The sequence below is a fragment of the Prescottella equi genome (assembly GCF_020171745.1).
Classification (GTDB): Bacteria; Actinomycetota; Actinomycetes; order Mycobacteriales; family Mycobacteriaceae; genus Prescottella; species Prescottella equi_A.
Window position 1 is genome coordinate 141,379 of the sequence record NZ_JAIVAH010000022.1, and the last position, 11,870, is coordinate 153,248.

The 11,870-nt window shown below is 69.6% G+C and carries 10 protein-coding genes; 2 read left to right on the forward strand and 8 right to left on the reverse strand.

Going from position 1 to position 11,870, the window contains the following annotated elements:
* Nucleotides 1-16: 16 nt before the first annotated feature.
* The 5 genes from pgl to tkt are packed head-to-tail and all read right to left on the reverse strand — an operon-like array spanning nt 17 to nt 6,454.
* Nucleotides 17-766: a 6-phosphogluconolactonase gene (gene pgl, locus LCL87_RS18690; protein WP_225022392.1), complete on the reverse strand. Its 750-nt coding sequence runs from the start codon at nt 764-766 to the stop codon at nt 17-19.
* A complete protein-coding gene (opcA, locus tag LCL87_RS18695; protein WP_225022393.1) occupies nt 759-1,670 on the reverse strand; it encodes a glucose-6-phosphate dehydrogenase assembly protein OpcA in 912 nt (303 codons plus the stop codon). The genes pgl and opcA overlap by 8 nt, the downstream gene beginning before the upstream one ends.
* Nucleotides 1,667-3,208, reverse strand: coding sequence for a glucose-6-phosphate dehydrogenase (gene zwf, locus LCL87_RS18700; protein WP_225022395.1), 1,542 nt, complete (start codon nt 3,206-3,208; stop codon nt 1,667-1,669). The genes opcA and zwf overlap by 4 nt, the downstream gene beginning before the upstream one ends.
* A 3-nt stretch (nt 3,209-3,211) precedes the next feature.
* Nucleotides 3,212-4,345, reverse strand: a complete 1,134-nt coding sequence (gene tal / locus LCL87_RS18705; RefSeq protein WP_225022396.1) for a transaldolase — start codon at nt 4,343-4,345, stop codon at nt 3,212-3,214.
* A 6-nt stretch (nt 4,346-4,351) separates the two neighbouring features.
* Nucleotides 4,352-6,454 (reverse strand): transketolase, encoded by a 2,103-nt coding sequence (tkt, locus tag LCL87_RS18710; RefSeq protein WP_225022398.1) that lies wholly within the window; start codon nt 6,452-6,454, stop codon nt 4,352-4,354.
* Between the two features lie 203 nt (nt 6,455-6,657).
* Between tkt and LCL87_RS18715 the strand changes: the two genes are divergently transcribed.
* Nucleotides 6,658-7,647 (forward strand): heme o synthase, encoded by a 990-nt coding sequence (locus LCL87_RS18715; protein ID WP_225022400.1) that lies wholly within the window; start codon nt 6,658-6,660, stop codon nt 7,645-7,647.
* Nucleotides 7,648-7,706: 59 nt separating this feature from the next.
* Here LCL87_RS18715 and LCL87_RS18720 read toward each other — a convergent pair whose 3' ends face one another.
* Entirely contained in the window at nt 7,707-8,672 is a 966-nt protein-coding gene (locus LCL87_RS18720; protein WP_225022402.1) for a quinone oxidoreductase family protein, read from the reverse strand.
* Nucleotides 8,673-8,754: 82 nt separating this feature from the next.
* Between LCL87_RS18720 and LCL87_RS18725 the strand changes: the two genes are divergently transcribed.
* Entirely contained in the window at nt 8,755-9,108 is a 354-nt protein-coding gene (locus LCL87_RS18725; RefSeq protein ID WP_225022404.1) for a hypothetical protein, read from the forward strand.
* 67 nt (nt 9,109-9,175) lie between these two features.
* Here the strand turns inward: LCL87_RS18725 and LCL87_RS18730 are convergent, their stop codons facing one another.
* The gene (locus LCL87_RS18730) at nt 9,176-10,156 is read right to left on the reverse strand and encodes a COX15/CtaA family protein (RefSeq protein ID WP_225022406.1); all 981 of its coding nucleotides are present in this window, start codon (nt 10,154-10,156) and stop codon (nt 9,176-9,178) included.
* 74 nt (nt 10,157-10,230) lie between these two features.
* Nucleotides 10,231-11,814, reverse strand: coding sequence for a hypothetical protein (locus LCL87_RS18735; protein WP_225022408.1), 1,584 nt, complete (start codon nt 11,812-11,814; stop codon nt 10,231-10,233).
* Between the last annotated feature and the right edge of the window lie 56 nt (nt 11,815-11,870).

Below are 11,870 nucleotides of genomic sequence, written 5' to 3' on the forward strand. Positions count from 1 at the left end.
GGAATGACGGGCGACGTCAGTTGCGGGGGAGTCCGCTCGCCGCGGTCTCCTCGAGCAGCCAGACGGTCTTCTCGATGCCGCGTGCACCCGCAGCCGGGATCTCGTCCGGGTGGGCGCCGTCGACCGCCGCCGCGACCGCGTCGGCCTTCGCCTCGCCCGAGACGATCAGCCACACCTCGCGCGCGGACTGCAGAGCCGGCAGCGTGAGCGTCACGCGCACCGGCGGCGGCTTGGGGGAGTCGGTGACGGCCACGACCAACTGCTCCGCCTCGCGGACCGCATCCGTGTGGGGGAACAGCGAATTGACGTGGCCCTCGCCGCCCATGCCGAGCAGGTGCACGTCGAACAGGGGACCGGTGCGGTCCGCGCCGAACGTCTCGAGAACCTCGGCGTACGCGGCGGCTGCGGTGACCGGGTCGCTGCCGTACGCGCCGTCAGACGCCGCCATGACGTGCACACGCGCCGGATCGACCGGCACGTGGTCGAGCAGCGCCGCGTGCGCCTGCACCTCGTTGCGTTCCGGATCGCCGGTGGGCAGGAAACGCTCGTCGCCGAAGAACACGTCCAGCGCCGACCAGTCGATCGCACCCGGGTTGGCGCGCACGTGCTCGAGCAGTGCGATGCCGGTGCCGCCGCCGGTGAGCACGACGGCGGCCGAACCACGAGACTGCTGGGCCGCGACGACCGCGTCGACGAAGCGTTCGGCCGCCGCACGCACCAGGGCGTCGGTGTCGGCGAAGCGGTGAATCTCGTTCACGTCAGACATATTCCACCTTCGACAGTCCGGTCAGGGCGGCCTCGTAGATCTCGTCGGGATCGAGACGACGCAGTTCCTCCGCCAGGCAGTCGCGGGTCTCGCGTCGCGCCAGGGCGACCAGCGCGTCCGGCTGCCCGACGCGGCTCAGCGTCGCGGTGGTCTCGATCTGCGGGCGGCTGATCGAGATGCGGTCGTCGTTCGTGAGCTGCAGCTCCACGAACAGCGGCCCGGTCTGCCGACGCACCGGGCCGTCGATACGGCCCGCGAGCCAGCCCGCCAGGACGTCGAGCGCCGGCTCGGTCGCCAGCCCCGACACCGTCGCGGACACGATCTGCTCGTGCGGCGGCTGATCGAGCGCCGACGTCAGTAGCGCACGCCAGTACGTCACCCGGCTCCACGCCAGGTCGGTGTCGCCGGCCGTGTACGAGCCGAGGCGGCTCTTGATGGTCGCGGTCGGATCGTCGGCGCCGGTGGCGTCGGTGATCCGGCGAATCGCCAACCGCCCCACCGGGTCCAGTGCGGGCACGGTGGGCGCGTCCTCCGGCCACCACGCCACCACGGGGGTGTCGGGCAGCAGGAACGGCACCACGACGCTCGCCTCGTGGTCGGCGAGTTCGCCGAACACCCGCAGGATCACGACCTCGGACGCGCCGGCGTCGCCGCCGACCCGGATCTCCGCATCGAGATGTGTCTCCTCCGAACGGGATCCGCGCGCGACGACGATGACGCGACACGGATGCTCGCGGCTCGCCTCGTTCGCGGCGTCGATGACGTCCTCGGAGTTCTTGCTGTCGCGTGTGCACACGACCAGCGTCAGGACCCGGCCCAACGTGACCGCGCCACCGGACTCCCGAAGCTCGACGAGCTTCTTGTTGATCGCGCCGGTGGTGGTTCCGGGCAGCTCGATGATCACGGCCTTCTCCATTCACGACCGGTGCGGCGCATCATCTCCTGCGCCGAGGGCGGACCCCAGGTTCCAGCCTCGTAGGGCTCGGGCTTGCCGCCCGCCGCCCAATGCTCGAGGACCGGATCGAGGATCTTCCACGACAGCTCGACCTCGGCGTTGACCGGGAACAGCGACGGTTCGCCGAGCAGGACGTCGAGGATCAGCCGCTCGTAGGCCTCCGGGGAGGACTCGGTGAACGCCTGCCCGTAGCTGAAGTCCATGTTGACGTCGCGGACCTCCATGCTCGACCCCGGCACCTTGGAGCCGAAGCGCATGGTGACGCCCTCGTCGGGCTGGACCCGGATCACGAGTGCGTTCTGGCCGAGGTCCTCGGTCATCGTCGCGTCGAACGGCAGATGCGGGGCCCGCTTGAACACGACCGCGATCTCGGTGACCCTGCGGCCCAGACGCTTTCCGGTCCGCAGGTAGAACGGCACGCCGGCCCAGCGCCGGGTGTCCACCTCGAGCGTGATCGCCGCGTAGGTCTCGGTCGTGGAGTCCTGCGCGAACCCGTCCTCTTCGAGCAGGCCGACGACCTTGCGGCCGCCCTGCCAGCCGCCCGCGTACTGGCCGCGGGCGGTGGTCTCGTCGAGCGGTTCCGCGAGGCGGGTCGCGGACAGCACCTTGATCTTCTCGGCCTGCAGCTCGGCCGGCTCGAAGCTGATCGGCTCCTCCATCGCGGTGAACGCGAGCAGCTGGAGCAGGTGGTTCTGGATGACGTCCCGGGCCGCGCCGATGCCGTCGTAGTAGCCGGCCCGGCCGCCGAGACCGATGTCCTCGGCCATCGTGATCTGCACGTGGTCGACGTAGTGGGCGTTCCAGATCGGGTCGAACAACTGGTTCGCGAACCGCAGCGCCAGGATGTTCTGGACCGTCTCCTTGCCAAGGTAGTGGTCGATGCGGAACACCGTGTCCTCGGGGAACACGTTGTTCACCACCGCGTTGAGTTCGCGGGCACTCTCGAGATCGTGGCCGAAGGGCTTCTCGATCACCACACGGCGCCACTGCCCGTCCGCGGACTTGGCCAGCCCCGATTTCGACAGCTGCTCACACACCGTGGGGAACTGCGCAGGCGGAATCGACAGGTAGAACGCGTGATTGCCGCGCGTGCCGCGTTCGCGGTCCAGCGCGTCGAGGGTGTTCGACAGGTTGGTGAAGGCCTCGGCGTCGTCGAAGCTGCCCTGCACGAAGCGGATGCCCTTCGCGAGCTGCTCCCACACATCCTCGCTGAACGGGGTGCGGGCGTGCTCGCGGACGGCGTCGTGCACGACCTGTGCGAAGTCCTGGTCCGCCCAGTCACGCCGGGCGAACCCGACGAGAGCGAACCCGGGCGGCAGGAGGCCTCTGTTGGCGAGGTCGTACACCGCGGGCATCAGCTTCTTGCGCGCCAAATCCCCGGTGACACCGAAGATCACCAGGCCACAGGGGCCGGCGATGCGAGGCAGCCGCCGGTCCCTGCTGTCCCGTAGTGGGTTGGTCCAACCGTCCGCCGCGGGTCCGCTCACGGATCAGCTCTCTCGAGCAGCGGTGAGCTGCTCCGTGATCGCGTCGAGGAGCTCGTTCCAGGAGACCTCGAACTTGTCGACGCCTTCGGTCTCGAGCTTGTCGAACACGGCGGGGATGTCGATGCCGGCGGCCGCGAGCGCGTCGAAGACGGCCTGCGACGCCTCGCCGGTGCCCGAGATGGTGTCCCCGGTGACGACGCCGTGATCGGCGACCGCCTCCATCGTCTTCTCCGGCATGGTGTTGACGGTGTTCGGCGCGACCAGCTCCGTCACGTACAGCGTGTCGGAGTAGTCAGGGTTCTTCACACCCGTCGACGCCCACAGCGGACGCTGGACGCGGGCGCCGGCGGACGCGAGAGCCGCCCAGCGCTCGCCGCCCTCGAAGACCTGCTGGTACGACGAGTACGCGAGACGGGCATTGGCCAGGCCGGCCTTGCCGCGCAGCGCGAGGGCCTCGTCCGAACCGATCTTCTCGAGCTGCGCGTCGATCTCGGTGTCCACGCGCGATACGAAGAACGACGCCACCGAATGGATCTTCGACAGGTCGTGTCCGGCGGCCTTCGCGGCCTCGAGGCCCGCGAGGTACGCGTCGATGACGGCCTCGTAGCGCTCGACCGAGAAGATCAGCGTGACGTTGACGCTGATGCCCTCCGCGATCACACGGGTGATCGCGGGCAGGCCCGCCTTGGTGGCCGGGATCTTGATGAGCAGGTTGTCGCGGTCGACGAGCTTCCACAGCTCGATCGCCTGCGCGACCGTCGCATCGGTCTCGTGGGCCAGGCGCGGATCGACCTCGATCGAGACGCGGCCGTCGACGCCGTTCGATGCCGCGGCCTGCGGGGCCAGGACCTCGCACGCGTTGCGCACGTCGTCGGTGGTGAGCGCGCGGACCGTCTCGTCGACGCCGGCGCCCTGCTCGGCGAGCTCGCGCAGCTGGGCGTCGTACGCCTCGCCCTTGGTGAGGGCGCCCTGGAAGATCGTCGGGTTCGTGGTGACGCCGACGACGCTGCGGGTCGCGATCAGTTCCGCGAGGTTGCCGGTCTCGAGCCGCGTGCGGGACAGGTCGTCGAGCCACACGGACACACCCGCCGCGGAGAGTGCGGCGAGGTTGGCGTTCTGGGTGGTGGTGTCAGTCATGATGATTCATCCCTTCACACGTGCAAGGACGCGACGTGCCGCATCGGTGACCGCTTCGGCGGTGAAGCCGAACTCGCGGAACAGCGTCTTGTGATCGGCCGAGGCACCGTAGTGCTCGATCGACACGGCCTCGCCGTCACTGCCGAGGATCTTGTACCACGGCATCGCGATACCGGCCTCGACGGAGACACGGGCGCGGACCGCGGGCGGGAGCACGTCGTCGCGGTACGCCTGGTCCTGCTGATCGAACCAGTCGAGGCAGGGCACCGACACGACGCGGGTCGCGATGCCGTCGGCCTCGAGCACCTCACGGGCGGCCACGGCCAGCTGCAGCTCCGAACCGGTGCCGAGCAGGATCACCTCGGGGGTGCCGGTCGACGCCTCGGCCAGGACGTACGCGCCGCGGGCGACACCTTCGGCGGCCTTGTCCTTCGTGCCCTCGAGGACCGGGATGTCCTGACGGGTCAGCGCCAGCGCGGTGGGGCCGGTCTTGTGCTCGAGCGCGCACTTCCACGCCTGGGCGGTCTCGTTGGCGTCACCCGGACGGATGACGGACATGTTCGGGATCGCGCGCAGCGACGCGAGGTGCTCGATCGGCTGATGCGTCGGGCCGTCCTCGCCGAGACCGATGGAGTCGTGCGTCCACACGTACAGCGCCGGGGTCTGCATCAGCGCGGCCAGGCGGACCGCCGGGCGCATGTAGTCGCTGAAGACGAGGAACGTGCCGCCGTACGCGCGGGTCGGTCCGTGCAGGTCGATGCCGTTGATGATCGAGCCCATCGCGTGCTCGCGGATACCGAAGTGCAGGGTCCGGCCGTAGGGCTGGGCGTTCCAGTCCTTGGTGGAGATCGACGTCGGGCCGAACGAGTCGGAGCCGTCGATCGTGGTGTTGTTGCTGCCGGCGAGGTCGGCCGAGCCGCCCCACAGCTCCGGCAGGATCGGGCCGAGCGCGTTGAGCACCTTGCCCGACGCCTTGCGGGTCGCGACACCCTTCGCGTCCGCGTCCCACGTCGGCAGGTGATCGGTCCAGCCCTCCGGGAACTCACCGGCGTGCAGGCGGTCGAACAGCGCCTTGCGCTCGGGCTCGCGGGCGGCCCACGCGTCGAAGTCGGCCTGCCACTGCGAATGCGCCGCGGCGCCGCGGTCGACGACCTGACGGGCATGCGCGAGCGCGGCCGCATCGACGTCGAAGCTCTTCTCCGGGTCGAAGCCCAGTGCGCGCTTGACGCCCGCGACCTCTTCGGCGCCCAGCGCGGCACCGTGCACGTCGCCGGTGTTCATCATCGTCGGGGCCGGGTAGCCGATGATCGTGCGGAGCAGGATGATCGACGGCTTGTCGGTGACGGCCTTCGCGGCGGCGACGGCGTCGAGGATCGCGGAGACGTTCTCGCCGCCCTCGACGGTCTGCACGTGCCAGCCGTACGCCTCGTAGCGCTTGGCGACGTCCTCGCCCAGCGCGATCGCGGTGTCGTGCTCGATGGAGATCTTGTTGTCGTCGTAGAAGACGATGAGGTTGCCCAGCTGCTGGACACCCGCGATCGACGACGCCTCGGAGGTGACGCCCTCCTCCATGTCGCCGTCGGAGGCGATCACGTAGACGAAGTGGTCGAACGGGCTCGCTCCGGCGGCGGCCTCGGGATCGAACAGGCCGCGCTCGCGCCGCGCCGCCATCGCCATGCCGACCGACGACGCCAGGCCCTGGCCCAGCGGGCCGGTGGTCATCTCGACGCCGACGGTGTGGCCGTACTCGGGGTGGCCCGGGGTCAGCGAGCCCCACGTGCGCAGCGACTCGATGTCGGACAGCTCGAGCCCGTAGCCCGACAAGTAGAGCTGCAGGTACAGCGTCAGGCTGCTGTGGCCGCACGACAGGACGAAGCGGTCGCGTCCGACCCACTCGGGGTGCTTGGGGTCGTGGCGCATCACTCGCTGGAACAGGGTGTAGGCGACGGGTGCGAGGCTCATCGCGGTGCCCGGGTGGCCGTTGCCGACCTTCTGGACGGCGTCCGCGGCGAGGACTCGTACGGTGTCGACGGCCTTGGTGTCCAGGTCGGTCCAGTCGGTGGGGTGGACCGGTTGCGTGAGGACGCGGATCTCGTCTGTGATCGACACGGGCAGATGTCTCCTGACATGGTTGTACGTGGAGCCGGAGGGTATCCGGAGGGTGCAATGGGCGTCGCCGGACCTCGAGTGCGCTTCCAGCCTAGTGTGCCGCCCCGATCGGGTCGATTCGGTTCAGGGGTTTGCGCCGTCTACCATCGGTTGTAGTAGTGAAGTAACAGCGAGGATGTAGTCGCGTGGGGCAAGGAGAAAGCGTGCGTACAGGGCATCGGCCGAGCGGACATGGCTTCGGCGGCCCCTCCGGCGCATCGGAATCGAAGGCTGCGCGGGACACCACCACGCTGTGGGGCCGGGTGACGTCGACCGTTCTGGCGTACATCGCACTCACGAAGCCGCGCGTGATCGAGTTGCTGCTCGTCGCGACGATTCCTGCGATGCTGCTGGCCGACCGTGGTCATATCGACCTGGTTCTGATCCTGAGCACGCTGTTCGGCGGCTGGATGGGCGCCGCGAGCGCCAACTCCCTGAACTGCGTCGTCGACGCCGACATCGACAAGGTGATGAAGCGCACAGCGCTGCGTCCCCTCGCGCGTCAGGCGGTACCGACGAAGCATGCGTTCGTGTTCGGCATGACCCTCGGTGTGGCGTCCTTCGTGTGGCTGTGGTGGGCGGCGAACCTGCTCGCAGGCTTCCTCGTCGTGCTGACGATCGCGTTCTACGTCCTCGTCTACACGATGGTGCTCAAGCGCCGCACGTGGCAGAACGTGATCTGGGGCGGCGCCGCGGGCTGCATGCCCGTCATGGTCGGCTGGGCCGCCGTGACCGGCTCCCTCAGCTGGGAGCCGCTCGTCCTCTTCCTGATCATCTTCTTCTGGACGCCGCCGCACACCTGGGCGCTCGGCATGCGCTACAAGGAGGACTACAAGGCCGCGGGCGTGCCGATGCTGCCGGTCATCGCCTCCGAGGAGCACGTCACCAAGCAGATCGTCTTCTACACGTGGGCGACGGTTCTCGCGTCGTTGGTGTTGGTGCCGGCCGCCGGATGGATCTACGCGGTCGTCACGCTGCTGGCCGGCGCCTGGTTCCTGTTCGTCGCGCACCAGCTCTACAACAGCGTCCGCGGCGGCACGCCGATCAAGCCGCTCAAGCTGTTCCTGCAGTCCAACAACTACCTCGCGGTGGTCTGCTGCGGTCTGGCCGTCGACTCGGTCCTCGGCTGGAACACGATCGCCAGCTACTTCTGACCTGACACCGAACGAAAGGCCCGCTCACTCGAGCGGGCCTTTCGTCGTCTGTGCGCCGGCTAGGGCAACAGCACGATCGAACCGGTGGTCTTGCGGCCCTCGAGATCGCGGTGCGCCTGCGCGGCCTGGTCGAGCGGGTAGCTGCCGCCCACCCGCAGCTTCAGCGTCCCGGCAGCGATCGCGTCGAGCACGGCGCCGGCCCGCCACGTCAGCTCCTCCCGGTCCCGCACGTAATGGGCGAGGGTGGGCCTGGTCACGAACAGTGATCCGCCCGCATTGAGGCGCTGCAGATCGAACGGCGGAACCGGACCGCTGGCGGCACCGAACAGCACGAGGGTCCCGCGGACGCGCAGCGAGTCCAGACTCGCGTCGAACGTGTCCTTGCCGACGCCGTCGTAGACCGCCGCGACCCCCTCGCCGCCGGTGAGTTCGCGGACCTTGTCGGCCAGCCCGTCGCCGTAACGCAGGACCCGCCAGGCGCCCGCCTCGCGGGACAACGCCTCCTTCTCGTCCGTCGACACCGTCGCGATCACCTTGACGCCCTTCGCGGCCGCCATCTGGGTGAGCAGCAGTCCCACTCCGCCGGCGCCTGCGTGGACGAGGACGGTCTCACCGGATCGGGCCGAAAAGGCCGACTCGATCAGGTAGTGCGCGGTCATCCCCTGCAGCAGCGCCGACGCCGCCTGCTCGGGTGCGACCCCGTCCGGGACGTCCACCGCGACGGCGGCCGGCACCACGACCTTCTCGGCATAGCCGGCCGGCGCCGCGGCCCACGCCACCCGATCGCCGACTCCGAACTCTGTGACGTCGGAGCCGACCTCGAGCACCACACCGGAGCCCTCGTCGCCCGGTACATACGGAACATCACGCGCGTACGTTCCGGTGCGGAAATACGTGTCGATGAAGTTGACGCCGATCGCCTCGGTCGCGACCAGTAGATCGTTCGGACCGACCGGCGGATCGGGCACCTCCGTGGGGACGAGAACCTCCGGACCGCCGAACTGGGACACCACGATTGCACGCATGTTCTTGTTCTACACCGACCCGGCGGTCGCGTCGGCGGACGGTCGTGACGGGACCGGGGCTACCGCACAGTACGCTGACCCCATGAGCACCGATACCCAGAGCACCGCTGCGGCCCCGGTCCTGCCCTCGGGCACGGTCGCAGCCATCCGGAAGTTCATCTCCGAGCACGGTGGATCCGCGAGCGCGGTCATCCAGCCGGTCGGGCGTGCGGGCGTGCGGATCACCCTCGTCGGCGCCGACGGCATCCTCGGCGATCAGGTTGTCGACAACCTCGCGATCGCGAACGCGGTCGTCGCGTCGTTCGACGAGCTCACCGTCTCCGAGTGGGACCGCGCCCTCACCAGCATCGTGACGCCGCGCAAGGGCCACTTCGCGAAGATGGCCGGTTGGGTCGCACACCAGACGCGCTTCCCGAAGGCACGCAACGAGCGCTGACAAGAACCGAAGGCCGGGACCCTGCAATCGCAGGATCCCGGCCTTCGTCGTTCGTGGGTGACGCCGGTCAGGCGGTGGCGACGGCCTCGGCGTCGGTGTCGGTGCGGTCGCCGACAGGCTCGCGGACCCGGCCCGCCGCGTACAGGGCCGCGGTCGCGGCGGTGCAGGCACCGGCGAGTGCCACATGGATGGTCACCAGTGCCGCCGGCACGTGCGTCCAGAACTGCACCAGGCCGACGCACGCCTGCGCGACGACGAGCGCGATCACAACCTTGAGCCGCAGCTTCACCGCGGCGCGCGCGCCGACGGCGTAGAGGGCGAAGCCGAGGCCGACGAGCAGAGCGAGGTAGGCGACCAGGAGTTCGGCGTGCAGGTGCACCAGGTTGGTGATGTCGAGGTCGAGACGCTCGACCGTCCGCTCGGGGTTCTTGTCGCCCGCGTGCGGTCCGGCGCCGGTCACCATCGTGCCCGCGACCAGGGTGCCGGCCAGCGCGACGCCGGTGAGGGCCGTCAGCCAGCTCAGCTGCTTGGGGAGTGTGGTGACCTCGACGCCGTCGTCCGGCTGGTCGATCTTGTGGTACAGCATGACCGACAGCCAGACCATCGCCATCGACACCACCAGGTGCAGCGCCACCGTCCACCACAGCAGCCCGGTGAGCACTGTGATGCCACCGAGGACGGCCTGCGCGATGGTCGACAGCGGCATCAGCCACGCGTAGAAGAGCACCTCGCGGCGTCGTCCCGCGCGGGTCACCGCGAGGACGACCGCCGCGGCGGTCGCGACCACCAGGAACGTGAGCAGGCGGTTACCGAACTCGATGGACTGGTGGAGCCAGGGCGCCGTCGAATCGCCGGTCGGGATGAAGCTGCCCGGGTAGCACTGCGGCCACGTGGTGCAGCCGAGGCCGGACGCCGTGACGCGGACCACCGATCCGGTGACGGCGATGCCGCCCTGCGTCACGATCACCGCGATCGCGATCCACTTCTGGACCGCGAGCGACGGCAGCGGTAGACGGTTGACCAGGTTCACAAACCCGCGATACAGCACGCCCCGATGGTAGAGGGCGATCCACTACGAGGTGTAGTTGGCCCCGGTCCAACCGGTGTGACGTTCGGCGCAGGTCACGACCCCGACGACCCGGCCGACGCGCTCGAGCCGCCGCTTCCGGGGTTGACGGAGACGATTCCCGAGATGGTGCCCTGCATGTACCGGCCGTCGTCGGTGATGAGCGCCGACATCTGCAGCGTGTCACCGAGCAGCGTGCCCGTAACGGTCTTGGTGGACTTCACCGCGCCCGTCTCGGGGTCGAGGACGGCGTACGCGAAGCCGTCGAGCGGGGTCGTGGTGTCGAGTCCCTCACGGACCATCGTGTAGATGTTGCCGTCGGCCGTGGACAGGTGCGGGACAGCGGAGCTGCGGACCTGGTTCTGCCACACCGTCGTGCAGCCGTCGCCGCCGGCGTCGACGTCCACGCGGGTCATGCCCCCGCGGAAGGGTGCGGATGCCGGGACGGCCTCGCCGGCGCCGGCCGGGACCGTCGGGTACGGGTAGCCGTACGTGCTCGCGACGAAGACCGAGCGTCCGATGCCGATGGGGGAGTTCTCGCTGCCGCTACCCGACCCGGTGCTGCCGCTCAGGCTTCCCGACAGGCTGCCGCCCGAGCCTCCCGCGGAACCGCCGCTGCCGGACAGGCTGCCGCCGTCGCCCGGCGGCAGGACCGGCTCCTTGCAGACCTCGGTGCCGTCGGTGGAGCGGTAGACGAGCAGGTTCACCTGGCCGTCGGCGTTGTCGACGATTGTCAGGTACTCCGAACCGGTGACGGGGCCGAAGTAGGTGGGTGTCGATCCGGTGCCCCAGCTCAGCTGCCCGGGCTTGCGCGCCGAGCCGCGGTCGTACTCCCGGCGCCAGTCGATCGTCGGCTGGGCGTCCGGTCCGGCGCTCAGCTGATAGGTCGCGTGCGTCGTGGCGACGGCGGTGCCGCCCTCCGAGGTCGAGATGCTGTTCTGCACCTGCTCGCCCTCCGGCAGTGCGATCGTGCGAGACATACCGACCGAATCGACCGTGCCGACGACGCCGCCGCCCGTCGCGAACCACACGTTGCCCGCCCAGTCCGGGGCGAGTCCGGTGACGTTGTCGCCGTCAGGGATCGCCGACGTCAGGTCGACGCTGGTGTCGACGGCCAGTTCCCACTTGCCGTTCGTCTGCGAGTGACCGATCCGCAGCAGGTGCCGGGTGCCGTCCACGACGACCAGGCGATCGTCCGAGTCGAGGTACGCGTACACACCGCCGAGCAGGCTGCCCTTGGTGAGCTGCAGTTGGGCGAGCGAGCCGCCGACCGGGAACGTCGACGCCTCGGGATCGATCAGGTGCACCGTGGGGTTCTGCCCGATCATCGTCGTGCACAGCGCCACCACCAGGCCGTCCGAGCCCTCCAGCAGCGTCGGGCACGCCGACGCCAGGGGGTACTGGGCGATCGACACGGGGCCCGTGCCCGGGCCGGCCATCGCGGTGGCGTCGGAGGATCCCGCGTCGCCGTGCATCGTCGAGGTCCCGTCGGGGCCGAGATGCGGGTTCGCGGGGGCCAGCGGACCCCACACGGGGGCCGCGTCCGCCGTCAGCGGTGCCAGGGCGAGGGCGAGGGCGCCGCAGGCCGCGATCGAGGTTCGCCGGAGTCCGGTCATCAAGGAGTCGGTCACGACGGTCATTGTCGATCTGGACGGTCGGTTCCGGGAAGCATTTCGCCGGACACGCGCCGAATGCA